The organism is Paraniabella ginsengisoli, assembly GCF_022513635.1.
GTDB lineage: Bacteria > Bacteroidota > Bacteroidia > Chitinophagales > Chitinophagaceae > Niabella > Niabella ginsengisoli.
Genome location: NZ_JAKWBL010000001.1, coordinates 1,691,948 through 1,712,646, shown reverse-complemented (window position 1 = coordinate 1,712,646; position 20,699 = coordinate 1,691,948). Strand labels below are relative to the sequence as shown.

The window sequence follows — 20,699 nt, the reverse complement described above, 5'->3', positions numbered from 1 at the left end:
AGATGGCGCAATCAGCCTGCTTTTTGACGCGGTTATACCTTATTTGATTTTTAGTTAAGCGGTACATTTGAAATACATACAAATCAATTTATTAACTATGGCACTAATCAATCCTCACATTAACTTCAACGGAAACGCCGAAGAAGCATTTACCTTTTACAAATCAGTATTTGGCGGAACGTTTGCAAAGGTTATTCGTTTCAAAGACATTGCAAGCCCTGAATTTCCTGTAGCGGAAAAAGAAGAAAATAAAATTATGCATATTGCTTTGCCTATTGGTAAATATAATATGTTGATGGCAAATGATGTTCCTGAAAGCATGGGGCGGACAAATGAAAATGAAAACAGAAGTAAAATTTCAATAAACGCAGAAAGCAAAGAAGAAGCAGATAAATTATTTAACGGGCTTTCGGTTGGCGGACAAATTGAAGTGCCTATTGTAGAAAGCGCTTCGGGTTCTTATTTTGGCATGTTTAGAGACAAATATGGTATTGAATGGATGGTGGATTTTGATCCGAATTATAACGGAAAAGTATAGACAGGAATAGCGAACGCTGCAATTCGAGATGTTTCTCAAGGCATCTCGAATTTATAGATAAATAAGGTTTTTAATCTTGCTAATTCAGGATCAGAAATGCTTTGCAACCGTTATTGTTTTAGCAATCGTTTATATAGGTTGATCTATATTCTACAGATTAAGTGTGCGACGCAACGAAGATGCCATATATTCATTAGCCGGGACAAAAAAATCATCCCAAATCTATGCTGGTATTATCGCCGATATTCAGGCTGCGGGATTCGCCTTTTAAACTGGTGTCGCTGCCTATTAAAGAGTCTTCCAGCACAATGTCGTACAGGTTACAATAAGCGCCAACGATCGAATTTTTAACTATGGATTGGTTCAGGCTGGTGTATTCGCCAAGGGTTACATTAGGGCCAATAATACTGTTTTCGATAGAACAACCTTTGCCTATACTGACAGGTGGAATGATCACCGTATTCTGATATTGGGCTGCATCGGCTTCTAACCCGATCTTTTTAAGCAATGTAGCGTTGGATCTTAACAGCGTTTCTTTATTGCCAGCATCAAACCAATTATCTACTTTGAACGATCGAAAGGTTACGCCATTATCGATCATGCACTTAATGGCATCCGTAATACTAAATTCACCATGTGAAAGAAGGCCGGCAGCAATATTTTTCTCCAGGCAATCGAACAGCATATTTGTTTCGGCAATTTTATACACACCAACCATAGCCATATTGGACTTAGGAATATTTGGCTTTTCAATTACAGATTCGATAATACCATTCGTATCGATTTCGGCTACGCCAAAATCTTTTGGATTATCTACTTTGCGAACGCCAATCAATGAGCCGGGACTGCGTAATACTTCGCTAACATCATATTCGCAGATCGTATCGCCCAACGTGATCAAAATTTCATCACCCTTCACCACATCTTTAGTAAGGCTAACCGCGTGGCCCACTCCTCTCCTGTCTTCCTGTCCCACAAAATGAGCAATAATATCGCTGTGCTTATCTTTTATATAATGATAGATCTTATCACCCAGATAACCGATGATAAAAATAAATTCATCTACCCCGGCATCTTTCAGCTGATCAATAATAATACTTAAAACAGTTTTATTAGCCAATGGAATGAGCGCCTTTGGTTGCGTGTAGCTATGCGGCCTCAATTTAGTTCCGGTACCTGCAACAGGAATAATTGCCTTCATATATATAACAAACCCTGATCGGGAGATAGTTTAGAATATGTTACAAAAAAAGTGAAGGTAAGTAAAAAGAAAATTTATTAGCAGCATTACCGTGTTGCGGTGTATTTATTGATTGCAGCTAAACAATAGCATGAGTGTCTATATAAAATATTAACTTTGGGAAAACAAGAAAATGGACGCGGTAATTAAAATCTCATCATCTGAATTTACTGATGATTTTTTTCAAAAAATGAAGCAGTTGCTAAAAGGGCGCAATGTGCAGATCACCATTGCTGTTCAGGATGAGGCCGATTCTTTTTGCAGAACGAACCGATAGAAGCTTATTGGAACAGGATTGACAAGGCTGTCGATGATATTGAAGCCGGAAAAGGAGTTGTGTATTCTATGAAAGATTTAGAATCTATGTTAAGCGAAAAGTAAAATGAGAAAAGTCCAATTCTCTCCGGATGCAATTGCGCAATTTCAAAAATTCAAATCGGGCAATCAAAAATTGGCGTTTAAAATCTTTGACTTGATTTCTGATATTCAGAACACACCTTTTACGGGATTAGGAAAACCTGAAGCGTTGAAAGGCAATTTTAGTGGATTTTGGTCGAGAAGAATCAATGATGAACATCGGCTTGTTTATTCCGTTACAGATGATTTGATTATTATTTATTCCTGTTATGGTCATTATTGAGTTGCTCATAAATGCAGACTCTCTTCCACACATTTAAAGTGGCTTCATCCACAATTTTTCAACTTTTGAACCCATCCACATTTCAACTTACGCCTCTGCCCCTTACCTTTGCGCCATGCAAAACGATACTATCCTTTTCAACCTGCTCAATAAAGAATTAGAGCGCCAACGTCACGATATTGAATTAATCGCTTCAGAGAACTTTGTGTCTTACCAGGTTCTGAAGGCTATGGGAAGCGTACCCGCTAATAAATATGCCGAAGGTTATCCCGGTAAAAGATATTATGGCGGCTGTGAAGTGGTGGACGAAATAGAAAATCTGGCTATTGACAGGCTGAAACAGGTGTTTAATTTAAGCTGGGCTAATGTACAACCGCATAGCGGCGCACAGGCTAATGCCGCTGTTTTTATGGCTGTGCTTAAGCCCGGAGATACCATTATGGGTCTTGATCTAAGTATGGGAGGCCACCTGACACACGGCAGCCCAGCCAATTTTAGCGGCAAGCATTATAATGTAATTTCTTACGGCGTAAATAAAGATACCGGCCTTGTAGAATATGATGATCTGGAAAAGAAAGCACTGGCTGAAAAACCAAAAATGATCATTTGCGGTGCGTCTGCTTACAGCCGCGATTGGGATTATGCCCGTATTCGCGCTGTTGCAGATAAAATAGGAGCGATTGTAATGGCTGATATTGCACATCCTGCCGGATTGATTGCAAAAGGTTTACTGAATGATCCATTCGATCATTGCCATATCATCACCAGCACAACACATAAAACATTGCGCGGCCCACGCGGTGGCGTTATTATGATACGCCATGATTTCGAAAATCCATGGGGATTAAAAGATCCAAAAGGCAACACAAGAATGATGAGCCAATTACTGGACCTGGCTGTTTTCCCTGGTATTCAGGGTGGGCCGTTGGAACATATCATTGCGGCGAAGGCAGTTGCTTTTGGAGAAATTCTGGACGACAGTTTTAAAGCTTATGCACAGCAAATTGTAAGTAATGCTCAGGCAATGGCGAAAGCATTTGTAGCAAAAGATTACAATCTTATCAGCGGTGGCACCGACAATCATTTAATGTTGATAGACTTGCGTAATAAAAACATTACAGGTAAGAAAGCGCAGGAAACTTTAGATAAAGCGTTTATCACTTTAAATAAAAATGCGGTACCTTTTGATGATAAATCTCCTTTCGTAACTTCGGGTATCAGAGTAGGTGTTCCGGCGGTAACATCGCGCGGACTGAAAGAAACTGACGTTGTTCAGGTAGTGGATATGATCGACAAAGTATTGATGAACCCTGACGATGAAAAGTTAATTGAAAATGTGAGGGAAGATGTAAAAGCATTTATGAAACAATTTCCATTATATCCTGAATTGGGATAAAGAATTGACAGATGACGGATGATAGTTGACTGGCTTGTTGGCTATCATCATATATTTCTGTCATCTGTCAAACTATCAACTGTCAACTAAAACACTATGATTCAAAGAAAACAAACACTGTGGTTGCTGCTTTCCACAGTTTGCAGCGGATTAACGTTTAAATTTCCGTTTTATAGCGGTACGGTAGCGCCTGGTGTGGAAAATGTAACTGGCCCGGAACTTTCAGCAGTAGATAATATACCTTTAATAGCACTTACAGCTGTAATTGTTATTTTATCAGCGGTTACCATATTCTTGTTCAAAGACAGGCGTAAGCAGATACAGTTCAGTATTTTAGGGCTTTTGATGTCTATTGGTCTGATTGCACTTTACTGGAGCTACACAAGCAGTTTTGCTACAGGAAATATTGCTATTACAGCCATTCTTACTTTGTTTATCTTAATTGGGTTCTTCTTTGCGATAAGTGGTATAAGAAAAGATCAAAAACTGATCAAAGATTTGAATAGATTAAGATAAATAATGCATCTTTAAACTTCTTGAATGCGGAGCGATCTTTTGCTTCGCATTTTTTGTTTGTAACCCTTCAATTTAAAGTACCTTTGCGCCTTTAAATTTTGCAATATGTCAAAAGTAAAAGTAGGAATGGTTCAAATGAGTTGCACTGACAATAAACAGGACAACTTAAATAAAGCCATCGAAAAAATAAAAGAAGCGGCAGCAAAAGGCGCGCAAATTGTGTGTTTGCAGGAGTTATTTACCTCTTTATACTTTTGCGATGTAGAAGATTATGATAATTTCAAATTGGCAGAGCCTATCCCCGGCCCTTCAACCGATGCTCTCCAAAAAGTGGCAAAAGAATTGGGTGTAGTAATTATCGCTTCGCTTTTTGAGAAAAGAACCGAAGGCCTGTATCACAATACCACAGCGGTTTTGGATGCAGACGGCTCTTATTTGGGAAAGTATCGCAAAATGCATATTCCTGATGATCCTGCTTATTATGAAAAATTTTATTTCACCCCCGGTGATTTAGGGTATAAAGTTTTCAAAACGAAATTCGCAACATTTGGGGTTTTGATATGCTGGGATCAATGGTATCCGGAAGCCGCTCGTATTACATCATTAATGGGTGCGGAAATACTTTTTATCCTACCGCTATTGGCTGGGCTACCGATCAGGATGAAGAAACCAATAACGACCAATATAATGCCTGGCAAACGATACAACGCAGTCATGCTGTTGCGAATGGTATTCCCGTGGTAAGTGTTAACCGCGTTGGGTTTGAACAAGACGGTGCTATGAAATTCTGGGGCGGCAGCTTTGCAACCAATGGACAAGGAAAATTGATTTATCTGGCTTCGCATGAAAATGAGGAAACAGAAGTTGTAACCTTGGACCTAAAAGAATCTGATTCTTTTCGCATGCATTGGCCTTTTTAAGAGATAGAAGAATTGATTCTTATCAGCCGATTACGAAGCGATTCATCGACGAATAAATAGTCAGAAAGACGGAAAGTCCGGAAGTCAGAAAGAAGCCCTCGCCATATACTATGTATTAACTATAAAATGGGGTATTTATGAGTTTTAAGTTTGAAAAACTTATTGTTTGGCAAAAGGCAGTTGATCTTTCTGCGGTTGTGGATGAAGTGGCAAAACGCTTTCCTTCAGACGAAAGATTTGTTCTGGCTACACAAATTAAACGCGCAGCTGATTCTATTTCACTAAATATCGCTGAAGGTTCTACAGGACAATCAAATCCAGAATTCAAGCGCTTTTAGGGAATAGTACTGCGGTCTGACATAGAAGTTGTCGGGTGTATTTATCTGGCAAAAAGAGAAATATAATTTCTGATGAAGATTTTATTAAGATATATAAGTCTTGCGAAGAAATTCTTGTAATGATTAATGCTCTAAAAAATTCTTTAAAATAAAAATGTCGAATAACTATAAATCGTTTGCTCATTCCGAGTTCACATCTTCCGGACTTCCGGACTTCGAGTCTTCCCGACCTTCTGTCTTTCCGTCTTCCGGACTTCCCTCCAACTTCTTCTTCCCTGCTGAATGGCACTTACATGAAGCAACCTGGTTAAGTTGGCCGCATAAAGAAGCGTCCTGGCCTGGAAAGCTGAATACTATTTATCCCTATTATGCTCATTTTGTGAAAGAACTTGCTAAGAGCGAGATTGTTCGTATTAATGTAGCTGATGAGAAAATGAAGCTATTTGCATTAAAGCAATTGCAAAAACAAGATGTTGATCTCAACAAAGTTGAGTTTTATTTTAATGAAACAAACGATGCCTGGTGTCGCGATCATGGGCCTGCGTTTTTGATAAATCCGGATGCTGAAAAGCACAAAAAAATTATTATTGATTGGGGCTATAATGCCTGGGGCAACAAATATCCACCTTACGACCTTGATGATGTTATTCCAACAAAAATTGCTGAACAATTTGGCCTGCCGGTATTTCACCCAGGTATTATTATGGAAGGCGGTTCCGTGGAATTTAATGGCGCCGGAACGATATTGACTTCGACTGCGTGTTTATTAAATGAAAACCGAAACCCGCATTTAAATCAACAACAAATCGAAGCCTATTTATATCATTATTACGGAGCTAAACAGGTGCTTTGGGTAGAAGATGGTATTGTAGGCGATGATACCGATGGGCATATTGATGATACGGTTCGTTTTGTAAATGAAGACACGGTGCTGACTGTTATCGAAGAAAATAAAAACGATGAAAATTACGAATTGTTGCAAAATAATTTGAAACAATTAAAACAAATGCGTTTGATAAATGGCAAGCAACTTAATATTATTGAATTGCCAATGCCTGATGCAGTTATTTATGAAGATCAGCGCCTACCTGCATCTTATGCGAATTTTTACATTTGTAATAAATCTGTAATTGTGCCTACTTACCGTTGCAGCAAAGATGATGTTGCATTAAAAATTATTCAGGAACACTTTAAAGATAGAAATGTTGTTGGCATTGATTCAACCGAAATCATTTGGGGATTAGGCAGTTTTCATTGTTTAAGTCAGCAGGAACCCGCTGTGTAAATTTCTATAAATCTATTGTCTTAATAAGGTTGGTGCTTACACCAGCCTTATTGTTTTATAGCCTAACCTATTATGCTGTAATCGCCATTTCATTTGTATGTCTTAAAAAAAGTGTTATCATCCCCGCTTTGGCCACTACAGCCCATACAATTATTCGCTCAAAAAGAATTACTATGAAATGAGCCATAAAAATTCTTCAAACCCCAAAAGAATGATTATTTGGCGAAACAGGGTTCGATGAGACAAAAAAATAATAACTAAGAATTCTCATCAATTCCATCTGACCATTAAAAACAATAAAAAAATAAACAGATGAAAGATTTTTTGACAACTAAATATTTCGGAAACCCTTTATCAGACTGGTTATTGGCGATCGGATGCGTTTTCATAGGCATTATCCTTCTTAAACTTTTAAAAGTTGTGATAATTAAGCGTCTTAAACATTTATCGCTAAATACAAAAGCCACAGTGGATGATTTTCTTGTTAAAATAATTGAAAAGTCTGTATTGCCTATTCTTTACTTTTTAGTTATATATGCTGGACTAAACTATTTACAATTCACCCAGAAGGTAATGAAGGTCATTGATATTAGCCTGCTTTTAGTTTGTACGTTTTTGCTTTACGGCTCATTAATGCGGTAATTGAGTATGCAATCCTAAGCTTTCTTAAAACAAAAGAAGATGGCGATATAAAGCAACGCCAGGCCAAAGGATTGCTGGTGATTGTGAAAGTGATTGTCTGGATCTTTGGTATCGTTTTTTTACTTGACAACTTTGGTTATAATGTCACAACAATTGTTGCAGGACTTGGTATTGGCGGTATAGCAATTGCGCTGGCCGCGCAGGCAATATTGGGCGATCTGTTTAGCTATTTTGTTATTCTTTTCGATAGACCTTTTGAGATCGGAGACTTCTTAGTAGTTGATGATAAAGTTGGAACTGTTGAATATATTGGTATTAAAACTACAAGGCTGAGAACCTTGCAGGGTGAACAACTGATTTGTTCTAACAAAGACCTGACAGACTCACGCGTACATAATTTTAAGGAAATGGAAAAGCGAAGAGTTGTTTTTGCGCTTGGCGTAACTTATCAAACCGATGCAGAAACGCTGGCTCAAATTCCGGAACTGGTGAAAGAAATAATTGAAAAAAATGAAGACGTAGTTTACGATCGGGGGCACTTTTCTGGCTTCGGAGATTTCAGTCTTAATTTTGAATTTGTGTATTACATGCTCTCTTCTGACTTCAACATACATATGGACACGCAACAAAGAATATACCTGGACATTTACAGGGAATTTGAAAAACGAAATATTGAGTTTGCTTTTCCAACGCAAACACTTTTTGTAAATAATGAATCTAAAATACCGCAGGCTGAGTATAATTAGCACCATGTAAAAATAAAATTCTGTCAGGCTGAGCTTGCCGCAGTCCCGCCACAATAAACTTTCGGGCTGGCATTCCAGCGACCCTTCGGCACGCTCAGGGCGACATAAGAGTATGTTGAAAATCATTCAACAATAGTTCGAAATGTAAGGTTGATGCGCGGCGCGTCAACCTTTTTTGTTGGGCAAACGATGCAGCCAATTTTCCTGGCAAGTTCCTTTCATTACTAACAAACTTCCATGCTCCAAAACAGTTGATGCTACTTCTTTTGTATGTTTATGTTTAAAGGAAAATTTGCGCTCGGCACCTAAGCTTAAAGAGCCAATAGCTCCATGTTTTTTCAAATCCTTTTCTGCGTCGCTGTGCCATGCCATGCCTTCAGTGCCGTCATGATATAAATTAAGGAGACAAGAATTGTAGGTTTCTCTTGTGTGTTGTTCGGCAATATTTTTTAATTCCAATAATTCGGGTGTCCACAACAATGCGGTTTTAGTAATGCCAGAATATTTGTATTCAAATACTTTTTCAGCATACCACGCCACTTTTCTCTTGGTAATAATTTTCTTTCCGAAAATGATAGCTTCATCATTTTTCCATTCGATCGTATTCAACAATATTTCATAATAATTACTGGCATCTTGTTGAGACAAAATTCTTCCATAATAAATCGCTTCGCCATCGTATGGCAATACATTAAATGGCTCCATTGATCGCTTTCTGTTCAAGTTCCAGTAAATATTTTTTCTCCATAATCCGCCCGCATATCCTGTAAGTGTGCCGCCCGTTCCAATTACACGATGGCAAGGAATAATGATCGCAATACGGTTCATGCCATTGGCATTGGCAACAGCACGAACACTGTTCGGTTTATTTAAAGCCAACGCCTGCTGTTTATACGATCTTGTTTCAGCATAAGGAATATCGCGCAAAGCACTCCATACTTCATTTTGAAAAGCGGTACCTGTTGTAACCAATGGCACTTCAAATATTTTTCTGGTACCTGCAAAATATTCTTTTAGCTCCTTCTCCAATTGATCAAAGTGTTTATTATCGCTCTGAATAATTGTAGCTTTCAGGTTTGTGGCTAAAGCTTCCATTTCTTCATGAAGGTTTTTTCTTTCCGTAAATTCTAAAAGGCAAATACCTTCATCAACAGCACAAGCTATCATCATCCCAATTGCCGTATTAAATTGTTTTAGATTTACAATTTTATGATCTTTTCCATTTTTTGGAGAAACGCCAAATGTATTTTTAAACGAATGTGCAAAGCCACTTAAAGAATCAAACCCTGCACCAAAAGCGCTGCTGGTAACACTTTCACCATTCTGTATTTGTTTCGCAGCAGTATTTAATCTTAGCATTCTTTGATAAGCCTGAAAAGTAATGCCATGCTGTTTTAAAAACCATCGCCTTAGTCGGCTAGGCTCAATGCCTTTTGCTTTTAAATCTTCATCTTTTATTTTTTCAAATGGATTATCTGAAAGTTGTTGTAAAACATCTTTTATCTGTGGCGGCAGTTCCAGTAAGTTTTCCAAAGGTTTACATACCAGGCAAGGTCTGTAACCATTCATCATGCATTCTTTGGAAGTGTCGAAAAATTCTACATTTTCTTTCTTAGGTTTTCTTGCCGTGCACGAAGGCCTGCAAAAAATGCCTGTTGTTTTTACCGCTACAAAAAATTGTCCTTCAAATGAAGTATCTTTTTCGAGCAAGGCATTATACATTATATCTTCTGTAAGCATCATAAAGCAAAAATATTGCATCTACGCCTTTCGAAACAACCGAAAATTGAACAGGTAATTTTGTCTGAACCGCGACTTTTTGTTTTTCAACAGATAAACATTACTGATCTGTCTTGCCACGCTCGCTTGTACTTTTGTACATATATCAACCTACATATTCTTCGTCAAGGTTCGTGTCTTCACGAACCTTTTGTGAGTGACCATCAATAACCCGGAGACTGGGTCGACATAATTCCCGAACTCAATCCGCTATAAATCCTAACATTATTTTTTTACGATACTTTGTTATCCAAACCATAGGATATTTGCAATCACATGTCGTATACACTGTCTTCTGATAATTCTGCATCTCAAATATATCAAACTAAAGTCTTCGCCTATAGGCAAGGGATTTCCCCTAGAAATAGACATTAATTTTTTTTAGTGCATTCTTATTCTATTGGCAAAAAAGAAGTCATAGTTATTGGTCGAAGTTATCGCCTAGCAAAACTATCAACAATTTTTAATGACTTGTCTACTCCATTTATCTTTTGATGAAAAGTATTTTCCAGAATTAGAGTTTTAGATGTAAGTTGTTTTATAAAGGTACGACGTAAACATCCAGTGTTGCTTAGGCAGGGTTGTGATGCCATAAAAGCATCATCAGTCCTAACAAATTGAAAAAGTAAAGACTTATCTCCTTCATTCAATTCATATTTATATTGCAATCCACTTTGACCTTGTATAGAAGGGTGAGCCGTTCCATCATGATCAAAGATGATGTTTTCATAACTACTGCCCTTAATATTATAAAAATCAGCGTTGCCATCGTAACCACCGACATTTGTTTCTGAAATGAATCTCCACGTACCAATTATGCTTTGAGTTGAATTTGAAGATTCATCTTTTTACAAGACAAAAAACATATTGACAATAAAATCGAAAATAAAAATGTATTTTTCATAATTATAGAGGTTTAAAAATACTGTAATTTTTATATTCCATAATCTTATTTTTCATATCCATTGCATCTATGTTAATGAATTTTGAGAATTATACGCTTATTATTATATTTTTTTTCGATAGATAATAGTATAAATATAAAGCCTCTCAGGTGTATTCACTTTCATTTTTTTCCTATTTCCTTTTAATAACTCGATATACTTTATACTTGTTGTAGAATAACTTACTTCCACTTTTGAATAGTAGCAAATCAATATAAACTTTAGCATAAATATTATAAAAAATTTCTCGCTACATTCTAACAAATATCCTGTTATTTGAAAGGGGTAATATAAAATCGTCCTTATAAACATCAATATTTGGTTTGCATTAAATATTAAAAGACCAGAAATTAATAGGAAATATACAATGTACGATTTACGTCGCTTTCCTTGTTAACTTATCAACCTTTCAACTTGTCAACTTTCTTTATCAACTCATAAACTTACCTGTATAACTTTCTTTCACCTTCTTAATATCAACAGGCTTTCCCGCAAACACCAGCTCTCCTCCTCCATCGCCCGCATCCGGGCCCAACTCGATCAGCCAGTCAGCGCTTTTAATAACATCCATATTATGTTCAATCACTAAAATAGAATGTCCTTGTTCAATCAATGCATTGAATGAAGCCAATAATTTTTTTATATCATGAAAATGAAGGCCAGTTGTGGGTTCATCAAAAATGAACAGCACTTTATTAGTACTTCTACCTTTACCTAAAAATGAAGCCAGCTTTACACGCTGTGCTTCGCCACCTGATAATGTGTCAGACGATTGTCCCAACTTCACATAACCCAAACCCACGTCAGACAAAGGTTGTATAGCTCCGGATAGCTTTCTTTCGTCCGCAAAAAAATCGATAGCTTCATCAACACTCATGTCCAACACATCATAAATACTTTTATCCTTATACTTTACTTCCAGTATTTCTTCTTTAAAACGTTTACCGCCGCAGCTTTCACAAATTAGGTGCACGTCGGCCAGAAACTGCATTTCAACAACCTGTTCACCTTCTCCTTTGCATGTATCGCAACGGCCTCCATCTACATTAAATGAAAAATGTTTGGGTTGAAAACCACGCATTTTGCTTAAAGGTTGCTTTGCAAACAAGTCACGTATTTCGTCATACGCTTTTATATAAGTTACCGGATTACTACGTGATGATTTGCCTATCGGGTTTTGATCGACCATTTCGATTTGCTGTACACTTTCAACATCGCCGGTTATTGCTTTATGAAAACCTACTTTATCGCCACTAAATTCACCTTTTATTTTCTGCAAAGCAGGATACAAAATCTGTTTAACCAATGTCGTTTTACCACTTCCACTTACGCCGCTTACTACACATAAAACATTTAACGGGAATTCAACATTGATATTTTTAAGATTATTATGCCTCGCACCTTCTACCTTAATAGATCGGTTCCACTTTCTCACCGTTTTTGGAGGAGCGATCGAAAATTCACCACTCAAATATTTACCTGTTAAACTTTCCGGATTTTTGATCAATGTTTTAAAATCCCCTTCGGCCACCACTTCGCCACCAAGGTGAGAAGCCAAGGGTCCCATATCAATAATATGATCGGCATGCTGCATTACCATTTCATCATGTTCCACCACAACCACCGTGTTATTCAGATCTCTTAATTCTTTTAATACTTTAATAAGATTGCTTGTATCGCGTGAGTGGAGGCCAATTGAAGGCTCGTCCAATATATACAACGAGTTAGTAAGGTTGCTGCCCAGGCTTCGTGTAAGTTGTATACGCTGGCTTTCGCCACCACTTAAAGTATTAGCCACACGGTTCAAGGTTAAATATCCAAGGCCCACTTTTAATAATGTATCTAATCTATTATTTATTTCGATTAAGATGCGCTTTGCAATTTCTTTTTTATGTTCAGAGAGTTTAAGTTTATTAAACCATATTTTTAAATCGCGTGCTGGCATTTCACAAAGTTCTCCAATGTTTTTACCGCCCACTTGAATATATAAAGCTTCCTGTCTTAACCGATAACCGTTGCAATCAGGACAAGTTGTTCTTCCCCGATAGCGGCTCAACAATACACGATATTGAACTTTATAAAGATTCTGTTCAACCTCTTTAAAAAAATCATTAATGCCGCCGCTCGTTTTCCATAAATAATTGTACTGCTCTTTTGTTAAGTCAGCTATTGGTTTATGAACAGGAAACCCTTCTTTGGAGGCAGCTCGCACAAAATGATCTTTCCACTTACCTAACTTCTCTCCTTTCCATGGCGCTACAGCGCCTTCGTGTACGCTCAATCTTTTATCAGGTATCACCAAATCTGCATCAATGCCAAGTACCAAACTAAAGCCTTCACATGTAGGGCATGCCCCCAACGGATTATTAAATGAGAAAAGATTGGGCTGAGGTTCTTCAAACACAATGCCATCCAACTCAAACCGATTATTAAAAAGCCCCCACCTGGCCTCCCCGGAGGGAGAGGAATAATATATAGATGAACTTCACCTTCACCCTCGTAAAATGCTGTACCTATCGAATCTCCAAGACGATGCATATCATCTTCATCAAATTCTTTGATAACAATTCTGTCAATCAAAATATAAGCATCGCTATTTTTCTTTGTTGATTTACGACCAAATAATTTACCCAATTCTTCATCTTCCAATTCAAGCAAATCTTCAATACGTTGAGGCTCCAAAGCCGCTCCCTTAGCGGGCGGAGGCGCCACTCTTGTAAAACCTTTTTGCAGCAATATATTCAATTCCTCTTTTATGTCACGATTGCGATGTTGTTTAAACTTCACAAGGATGAAAACTTTATCGCCTTCCTGCAATTGCTTCATGGCTTCAATAACATCGGCAACATCATCTTTTTTAACTTCTTTTCCTGAGACGGGAGATATAGTTGCCCCAGTTCTTGCAAACAATAGGCGGAGGTAATCATAAATTTCCGTCATGGTGCCAACAGTACTGCGTGGCGTACGTGTAATTACTTTTTGCTCGATTGCTATGGCTGGGCATAAACCTTTGATGTAATCCACGTCAGGCTTGTTCATGCGGTTGAGGAATTGTCTTGCGTAAGCACTTAAACTTTCTGCATAACGCCTTTGTCCTTCGGCATACAAGGTATCAATTGTGAGGGATGATTTCCCTGATCCGGATACACCTGTAACTACTATAAATTTATTTCGCGGAAAGCTTACGCTGACATTTTTAAGATTATGAACACGCGCCCCTTTTACCTGTATTTCTCCGTTCGAATTTTTCTGTGCGGCCATTATATGATTTTGCTTATGATGCCATTATAGCGGCATTAAATTGTGCAGCCGAAATTACATAAAGATGAGCGCAAAATTGAATCAAAGCTTTCTTTTGGTTCAAGATCATATTCACACTAAAAAAGAACAATTTTTTTATATATTTTTTGAAACACCTAATAGTGGAATACTTTGTTGGCATACATAAATCTTAATATTGACTATCAGTCATTTAAATTGCATGAATAGTAATTTTAACAAAATTTTTAACACTTTTGGGCAATTTTTTGGGTGATTTGCATGGACCAGTGGAATATGGATAATATGGTTTTATGTGAGGTATAGGAATACTGGTTTATTTAATTTCAAATAGTAATGATAACAGATATAAAAAAGAGCGACAATGAGCTTATACACTTGTTTACAAGTGGTAACGAATCGGCACTCGATTCATTACTTGAAAGATATAAGGATAAGCTTTTTAATACCATCCTTTTCATTGTTAAGGATAAATACCACGCGGAAGATATTTCGCAGGATGTATTTATTAAAATAATTGAAACCCTTAAAAGCGGGAAATATAAAGAAGAAGGTAAGTTTTTACCTTGGGCGATGCGTATTGCCCATAATCTTTGCGTAGATTATTTCAGGAAGCTGAAACGCTTTCCTTTTGCTAAAAGCAGTACAGATAATGAAGTACTTGATACCATTAACTGTACAGAGCAAAATGCTGAAGACAAAATAATTAATGTGCAAAGCGTTGGCAAAGCAAAAGATCTTCTCGAAAAATTACCCGAGGAACAAAGAGAAGTAATCATTCTCAGACATTTTGCCAATCTCTCATTTAAGGAAATAGCCGACATGACCGGCTGTAGTATTAATACTGCGCTTGGGCGCATGAGGTATGGCCTAATGAATTTAAGAAAGTTAATGACAGGTAAATAATTTAACTTCTTAGAAACTTATATTCCTACAACATTTTTATAATAAATTCGTTTTAGTAAAAAGTACATCACACGATTACAATTTATCTTTAAGATACTGTCATCTTGTGTTTCCGATAGGACAAAAGAAGTTCGCTAAATCTTACCGAATTATTCTTGCCGAAGCCCAACCGGTTTACACAAGATGACGACTAATTGAACCGCTCCTAAAAAGGAGCGGTTTTTTTGCATTCTACCCGCCTGCCTTCAATTTCAAACGTTGTAATAGTATTTTTCCAAGTCTATTTATTCGAAATAAATTACCTTAGAATTCTGATTGCTGATAAGCCCATATTGTAACACGATATTGCTTTCACAAGTCATTTGATCAGCATTACCCTCGATAAAAAATCTTTTAAACCATCTTTTTTAAACCGCTTTTAACGATTAAAATGTTCATTTAGTATGAGAAAAAACAATCCAGTATTATGGTACCGGAAGGCAGTTTGGTGTATTAACCTTTTTCTTTGCCTTTCGATTTCATTATTTGCATCTGCCCAAAATGGCAGCAGTATTTCCGGTAAAGTCACGGATGACAAACAGCAGCCTTTGATAGGCGTAAGCGTAATTGTTAAAGGCACAAGTAATGGCACTGCTACAGATAGTTCTGGCACATACAAACTATCCGATGTATCAGCTAATGCCGTGATAGTATTTAGCTATACAGGATACACAGATCAGGAAGTGCCTGTAGCTGGTAAAAATGCAGTTAATATTACTATGACTACTTCTGCTACTGACCTGAATGAAGTAGTAGTAATTGGTTATGGTACTGCTCGACGAAAAGATTTAACAGGGGCAGTCGCTTCTGTACAAGCTACAAAATTAGAAAAAGAAGCACCGCGGTCTGTACAAGATCTGTTGAGAGGCAATGCAGCAGGTATAATTATTGGGCAAAGCAACCCGGCAAATACGGCAAGAGGTGATGCCGATATTCTGGTGAGAGGAGCTGGTACGCTGAAAGCTGGAAGTAGCCCTTTAAATGTAGTTGATGGAGTTATTTTTGACGGGACCTTTGCAGATATTAATCCTAACGATATCCAGTCTGTAGACATTTTAAAAGATGCGAGTGCCACTGCAGTTTATGGTGCAAAAGCAGCTAATGGAGTTATCCTTATTACAACAAAAAAGGTGCGACTGGTAAGCCCCGTATTACTTTTAATGCAAACATTGGGATGGTTGAAAGAGCAGGGATGCCTCGGGTTATGACCGGTGAAGAATTTTTGGATTGGCGATATGATTATGTAGCCGGAAAAAATGGGGAAGCTTATCTTGAACAATACCCTCAAATATTCACAGACCCTCGTAAGCTTACCAACGTAAATCAGTTAGGCTGGTATAATTATGATCAAAAAACTCCAGTCACTTCGCTACCCGAAGAAAACGAGTTACTCAGAACCTGGTTAAGCCGCCTTGAACTAAAAGTTCCTGAAATTGATAACTATTTAGCTAATAACGTTACTAATTGGCAGGATCTTGTTTTTCAAAAGGGATTTCAACAAGATTATACCGCCAGTGTTTCCAACAAAAATGAAAACTCCAATTATTATTTCTCATTAAACTATGTAGATAGAGAAGGTATTGTTGTAGGAAATCGGTTTACAAATTTCAGGACGAGATTAAATTTAGAATCGAAAGTAACTTCCTTTTTAAAAGTAGGTGCCAATACCAATTTCGCGGTAAGAGATGAAGGTTTTTTGCAGGCAGACTGGGGACAATCAGCGATAATTTCGCCTTATGGGTCCAATAATCTTGATGATACAGGCAGTTTGTATAGAAGGCTTCCAACAGGTGATGCCACACCAGTAAATCCTTTTCATGATAATTCATACAGAGACCGGAAAGACATGTACAATACTTTAAATTCAAGTATTTATGGAATTATTACACTGCCTTTAGGTTTTGAATTTCAATCGAACTTTACGCCTTCTTTTGTCTGGCGCGACTATTATAACCATGAGTCATCCAAAAATCCTCAGTGGGCGGCAAATGGGGGCAGTACAGAACGAACAAATGAAAAAACTTATAACTGGCAAATTGATAATGTACTAAGATGGAAGAAACGGTTTGATGACCACAATTTTGAAGTTACACTATTGCAAAATGCAGAAAAAGGTCAGTCTTGGCGTACCGTGTCTACAACGTCCAATTATTATGGTGCCGATATATTGAGCTGGCACCGCATACAGGCGGGCACCAACCCCTATAACGAAAGCGATGATACCTACAGAACCGGTGACGCATTAATGGCAAGGCTATTTTATTCTTTTAAAGATAAATATATGCTGACAGCCTCGGTTAGAAGGGATGGTTACTCAGCATTTGGCACCCAAAATCCAAGAGCTACTTTTCCTGCCATTGCATTTGCATGGGATTTTACAGAAGAAAAATTCATGAAGCCAACTTCGGATTGGTTAGACTATGGAAAACTAAGGCTTTCCTGGGGTAAAAATGGTAACAGGGATATTGGTCAATACGAAGCTTTGTCAGATATGACATCAGGCCTGCACCCTTATATAGATGAGCAAGGAAACGTTTATCTTTTCCCGCAACTTTATGTAAACCGTATGGCTAACCCGGCTTTAATGTGGGAAAGCAAATCTTCCTACAATATTGGATTAGACTTTTCATTGTTTAAAAGAAGGTTGAGCGGTAGCATTGATGCTTATACTGCAACCACTTTAGATCTTTTGGTAGACAGAGCGCTTCCTGAAATTATTGGATTTAATAGTGTGGCTGCCAACCTGGGCCAGCTAAATAATAAAGGGTTTGAAGTTTCTTTGAACGGCAACATCATACAAAAAGAAAATTTTGGTTGGAACTCTGGTTTTATTTTTATGATCAATCGTCGCAAAATCGTCAAGCTATATGGAGATATGATTGATGTTAAAGATGCTAATGGAAATGTGATTGGCCAAAAAGAAGCCGATGATATTAAGAATAGATGGTTTATTGGAAGAGATCCAGATCAATTCTGGAACTATGAACGTGTGGGCGTTTGGCAGGTAGGAGAAGAAGATGAAGCTGGCAAATATGAAGATTCCGCTCCCGGTGATTTTAAATATAAAGATCAGAACGGAGATGGCGCAATGACAGATGCCGACCGCGTATTTTTGGGATATAAAAGTCCACGTTTCCGCTGGACCTGGAGGAATGATTTTGATTATAAAAGGCTGAGCCTTTCAATCTTTATTTACTCTAATTGGGGGCAGGAAGAACAATTTAACCGTGCCGCAAACAATTCTGTTTTTCCTGATAGAGCGACAGATTATATCCAACCAAGGTGGACGCCTGATAATCCTATAAACGATTATGCACGTATTGGATCCAAAAATATTGGAACTAACTACGTTGAAAGATCTTTTATACGGTTGGACAATATTTCATTGTCTTATGCAATTCCTCAGACTTTTTTAAACAAGGTTAGCATACAAAGCGCGCGTGTTTCTGCTGCAGTGAGAAATGTTGCCTTTTGGGCACCTCATTGGAAATACGGCGATCCGGAATCTGGAGGATTTCGAACCAGGAATCCAAATGATAACAACAACGAGTATACGCCTGGTCAGCCCACACCTCGCACTTATAATCTAAGCCTTAATGTAACACTTTAATTTTCTTACAATGAAAAAATCTATATATATACAACTATCATTATGCTCTGCATTGGTAGTATTTTTAGCTGCCTGTAGCAAAGACTGGTTGAAACCAGATCAATTATCTAAGTATGATCCCAATACAACCTTAATCAACGCCCAGGGTATGTATTTTGCCCTTGCTGCATGTGAAAGGAATATGCGTCATGAATATTATGGGGATAATGCGCCGATACTCACCGAAATTATGCAATCGGAAATAGCAGTAGAGGGAACTACTGATAAAGCAGGCCCACAGGTAAATATGGATGCAGCTTTATTACCGGATGCTGATCTTAATAATGTCAATACAACAAAGGTTGGTTGGTATTGGTATGAAGGATACAAGGGTATTAAATATGCCAATACGGTTATATCGAGGATTGATACCGCTGTGTTTAAAGATGAAAACGAAAAGAATGCAGTATTAGGAGCAGCCTATTTTCATAGAGCTTACAGGTATTTTAAATTAACGCATCAGTTTGGCAATGTACCTTTTTTAGATCGAGAGTTTAATGATCCTAAATATGATTTTTATTCTTACGACAGATGGAGCATTTTGGAACGTATGAAAAGCGATCTGGAATTTGCTTATCAATGGGTACCTGAAAAAGTAGATCGGGGACGTACTTCAAAAGCAGCTTGTGGTGTATTATTAATGAAAGTATGTATGGCGTTAACCGACTTTGACCGCGCGATAACAATTGGAAATGAAATTGTAGCCAAGCATCCGTTAATGAAAAACCGGTTTACCGCTAATCAAAATAAACCAAACACCAATCTGATGTTTGACCTGCATAGTGTAGAAGCAAAATTAGATGGTTCTAATACAGAAGGATTAATGTATGTGGTAGCTTACCCGCAAGTAGAATTAGCTGACAACCCTAATGCGCGTATTCAAACAATGCGGAACGCTGTTCCCTTTTGGAACAGTGCCAATGTAAAAACACCTGATGGAAGAGCAGGAACAAGTGTTGATCTAGCGGCAAATGAAACCGACCCCTCGCTGAACATTAATGAAAACTATGGAAGAGGTATTGGCAGGTTACGTTCTACCTGGTATTTCACCAACGAAATATGGCGTTCTGATAAAGAGGCAAATGATATGAGAGGGATTTTAAATACAGATAGCTGGCGTAAAATGGAAGACCTGAAATATAACCATCCCGCTTTAAAAAGTAGTAATCCCTGGTATGGAAAGAATTTAATAAAGCCTGTTAACATGAGTATAGAAGACACTATACGGTGCTGGTACTCCTGGCCACACTATAAAGTCTTCGTACCCGATCCTTTAGTGTTGCAAAAGGCAGGAGGTGAAACACCCTGGTATATTTACCGCTCTGCAGAAGTTTTCTTGATGATGGCAGAATGTTATTATTGGAAAAATGACCTGGCGCAAGCTGCTGTTAATCTCAATGAAGTTCGTACAAGAGCAGGCGCCAGTCCAATAGCTGCCGGAGACGTTAATATAGGAGAAATACTTGATGAAAGAGCTCGTGAATTATATTACGAAGAAAATAGACATATTGAATTGGTAAGGATTGCCTACACTTACACCAAAACAAAAAAGCCATGTGAGATATTTGGCGGACGTGTTTATAGCCTGGAAAATATCAGTGGCCCAGGCGGCATTAATTCTAATGTAAAACAAATGGGTGTCAATTTCTGGTACGACCGTGTTGTAAGTAAAAGCAACTTTTATAATCATGGTGTCAAGCAAAAATTCGGTGAATATAAAGTTAGCGTACACCATCTTCTTTGGCCAGTGCCGGCAAATGCCATAAATACAAACACTAAAGGTGTGATCAATCAAAATATTGGATATCCTGGCGCAGAAAAAAACGTCCCCCGCTAATGGTA

16 protein-coding genes and 1 pseudogene are annotated in these 20,699 nt (G+C 37.8%); 14 read left to right on the top strand and 3 right to left on the bottom strand.

Features of this window, described 5'->3' with window-relative positions; translation table 11 throughout:
• The first annotated feature begins 97 nt into the window (after window positions 1–97).
• Window positions 98–538 carry a VOC family protein gene (locus MKP09_RS09315; RefSeq protein WP_240827441.1) on the top strand — a complete coding sequence of 147 codons (441 nt, stop codon included), beginning with the start codon at window positions 98–100 and terminating at the stop codon, window positions 536–538.
• 211 nt (window positions 539–749) lie between these two features.
• Here MKP09_RS09315 and MKP09_RS09310 read toward each other — a convergent pair whose 3' ends face one another.
• Complete coding sequence (locus MKP09_RS09310) at window positions 750–1,739, bottom strand: sugar phosphate nucleotidyltransferase (protein WP_240827440.1); 990 nt, start codon at window positions 1,737–1,739, stop codon at window positions 750–752.
• 172 nt (window positions 1,740–1,911) lie between these two features.
• Between MKP09_RS09310 and MKP09_RS09305 the strand changes: the two genes are divergently transcribed.
• The 9 genes from MKP09_RS09305 to MKP09_RS09270 all read left to right on the top strand — a co-directional run bounded on the left by MKP09_RS09305 (window position 1,912) and on the right by MKP09_RS09270 (window position 8,261).
• Window positions 1,912–2,055, top strand: coding sequence for a hypothetical protein (locus MKP09_RS09305; protein ID WP_240827439.1), 144 nt, complete (start codon window positions 1,912–1,914; stop codon window positions 2,053–2,055).
• 105 nt (window positions 2,056–2,160) lie between these two features.
• A complete protein-coding gene (locus tag MKP09_RS09300; protein WP_240827438.1) occupies window positions 2,161–2,418 on the top strand; it encodes a Txe/YoeB family addiction module toxin in 258 nt (85 codons plus the stop codon).
• Window positions 2,419–2,533: 115 nt separating this feature from the next.
• Window positions 2,534–3,814 carry a serine hydroxymethyltransferase gene (gene glyA / locus MKP09_RS09295; protein ID WP_240827437.1) on the top strand — a complete coding sequence of 427 codons (1,281 nt, stop codon included), beginning with the start codon at window positions 2,534–2,536 and terminating at the stop codon, window positions 3,812–3,814.
• A gap of 96 nt (window positions 3,815–3,910) precedes the next feature.
• Window positions 3,911–4,330 (top strand): DUF4293 domain-containing protein, encoded by a 420-nt coding sequence (locus tag MKP09_RS09290; RefSeq protein ID WP_240827436.1) that lies wholly within the window; start codon window positions 3,911–3,913, stop codon window positions 4,328–4,330.
• 105 nt (window positions 4,331–4,435) lie between these two features.
• The gene (locus tag MKP09_RS09285) at window positions 4,436–5,074 is read left to right on the top strand and encodes a nitrilase-related carbon-nitrogen hydrolase (protein WP_262915177.1); all 639 of its coding nucleotides are present in this window, start codon (window positions 4,436–4,438) and stop codon (window positions 5,072–5,074) included.
• Window positions 5,068–5,250: a carbon-nitrogen hydrolase family protein gene (locus MKP09_RS25790; RefSeq protein WP_317235206.1), complete on the top strand. Its 183-nt coding sequence runs from the start codon at window positions 5,068–5,070 to the stop codon at window positions 5,248–5,250. The genes MKP09_RS09285 and MKP09_RS25790 overlap by 7 nt, the downstream gene beginning before the upstream one ends.
• Window positions 5,251–5,387: 137 nt before the next feature.
• Window positions 5,388–5,588, top strand: a complete 201-nt coding sequence (locus MKP09_RS09280) for a four helix bundle protein (protein WP_240827435.1) — start codon at window positions 5,388–5,390, stop codon at window positions 5,586–5,588.
• Window positions 5,589–5,742: 154 nt separating this feature from the next.
• Window positions 5,743–6,873 (top strand): agmatine deiminase family protein, encoded by a 1,131-nt coding sequence (locus MKP09_RS09275; protein WP_240827434.1) that lies wholly within the window; start codon window positions 5,743–5,745, stop codon window positions 6,871–6,873.
• 605 nt (window positions 6,874–7,478) lie between these two features.
• Entirely contained in the window at window positions 7,479–8,261 is a 783-nt protein-coding gene (locus tag MKP09_RS09270; RefSeq protein ID WP_240827433.1) for a mechanosensitive ion channel family protein, read from the top strand.
• A 165-nt stretch (window positions 8,262–8,426) separates the two neighbouring features.
• Here MKP09_RS09270 and MKP09_RS09265 read toward each other — a convergent pair whose 3' ends face one another.
• Together MKP09_RS09265 and uvrA are read right to left on the bottom strand one after the other, a co-directional pair.
• Window positions 8,427–10,004 (bottom strand): methylated-DNA--[protein]-cysteine S-methyltransferase, encoded by a 1,578-nt coding sequence (locus tag MKP09_RS09265; RefSeq protein ID WP_240827432.1) that lies wholly within the window; start codon window positions 10,002–10,004, stop codon window positions 8,427–8,429.
• A gap of 1,410 nt (window positions 10,005–11,414) precedes the next feature.
• A pseudogene (uvrA, locus tag MKP09_RS09260) lies at window positions 11,415–14,245 on the bottom strand (excinuclease ABC subunit UvrA).
• Window positions 14,246–14,599: 354 nt separating this feature from the next.
• On the opposite strand from uvrA, the gene MKP09_RS09255 reads away from it, so the two are divergent.
• The 4 genes from MKP09_RS09255 to MKP09_RS09240 all read left to right on the top strand — a co-directional run bounded on the left by MKP09_RS09255 (window position 14,600) and on the right by MKP09_RS09240 (window position 20,694).
• Window positions 14,600–15,169: an RNA polymerase sigma factor gene (locus tag MKP09_RS09255; protein ID WP_240827430.1), complete on the top strand. Its 570-nt coding sequence runs from the start codon at window positions 14,600–14,602 to the stop codon at window positions 15,167–15,169.
• A 443-nt stretch (window positions 15,170–15,612) separates the two neighbouring features.
• Window positions 15,613–16,416 carry a carboxypeptidase-like regulatory domain-containing protein gene (locus MKP09_RS09250; RefSeq protein ID WP_240827429.1) on the top strand — a complete coding sequence of 268 codons (804 nt, stop codon included), beginning with the start codon at window positions 15,613–15,615 and terminating at the stop codon, window positions 16,414–16,416.
• Entirely contained in the window at window positions 16,383–18,818 is a 2,436-nt protein-coding gene (locus MKP09_RS09245; protein WP_240827428.1) for a SusC/RagA family TonB-linked outer membrane protein, read from the top strand. The genes MKP09_RS09250 and MKP09_RS09245 overlap by 34 nt, the downstream gene beginning before the upstream one ends.
• A gap of 10 nt (window positions 18,819–18,828) precedes the next feature.
• The gene (locus MKP09_RS09240) at window positions 18,829–20,694 is read left to right on the top strand and encodes a RagB/SusD family nutrient uptake outer membrane protein (protein WP_240827427.1); all 1,866 of its coding nucleotides are present in this window, start codon (window positions 18,829–18,831) and stop codon (window positions 20,692–20,694) included.
• Window positions 20,695–20,699: the final 5 nt, after the last annotated feature.

Bases quoted from the DNA above. Each gene is read 5' to 3' on its own strand.
- glyA (WP_240827437.1), top strand. From the start codon at position 2,534: ATGCAAAACGATACTATCCTTTTCAACCTGCTCAATAAAGAATTAGAG.
- MKP09_RS09290 (WP_240827436.1), top strand. From the start codon at position 3,911: ATGATTCAAAGAAAACAAACACTGTGGTTGCTGCTTTCCACAGTTTGC.
- MKP09_RS09310 (WP_240827440.1), bottom strand. From the start codon at position 1,739: ATGAAGGCAATTATTCCTGTTGCAGGTACCGGAACTAAATTGAGGCCG.
- MKP09_RS09245 (WP_240827428.1), top strand. From the start codon at position 16,383: ATGGTTGAAAGAGCAGGGATGCCTCGGGTTATGACCGGTGAAGAATTT.
- MKP09_RS09305 (WP_240827439.1), top strand. From the start codon at position 1,912: ATGGACGCGGTAATTAAAATCTCATCATCTGAATTTACTGATGATTTT.
- MKP09_RS09285 (WP_262915177.1), top strand. From the start codon at position 4,436: ATGTCAAAAGTAAAAGTAGGAATGGTTCAAATGAGTTGCACTGACAAT.
- MKP09_RS09265 (WP_240827432.1), bottom strand. From the start codon at position 10,004: ATGATGCTTACAGAAGATATAATGTATAATGCCTTGCTCGAAAAAGAT.
- MKP09_RS09275 (WP_240827434.1), top strand. From the start codon at position 5,743: ATGTCGAATAACTATAAATCGTTTGCTCATTCCGAGTTCACATCTTCC.
- MKP09_RS09255 (WP_240827430.1), top strand. From the start codon at position 14,600: ATGATAACAGATATAAAAAAGAGCGACAATGAGCTTATACACTTGTTT.
- MKP09_RS09280 (WP_240827435.1), top strand. From the start codon at position 5,388: ATGAGTTTTAAGTTTGAAAAACTTATTGTTTGGCAAAAGGCAGTTGAT.
- MKP09_RS09240 (WP_240827427.1), top strand. From the start codon at position 18,829: ATGAAAAAATCTATATATATACAACTATCATTATGCTCTGCATTGGTA.
- MKP09_RS09300 (WP_240827438.1), top strand. From the start codon at position 2,161: ATGAGAAAAGTCCAATTCTCTCCGGATGCAATTGCGCAATTTCAAAAA.
- MKP09_RS09250 (WP_240827429.1), top strand. From the start codon at position 15,613: ATGAGAAAAAACAATCCAGTATTATGGTACCGGAAGGCAGTTTGGTGT.
- MKP09_RS09315 (WP_240827441.1), top strand. From the start codon at position 98: ATGGCACTAATCAATCCTCACATTAACTTCAACGGAAACGCCGAAGAA.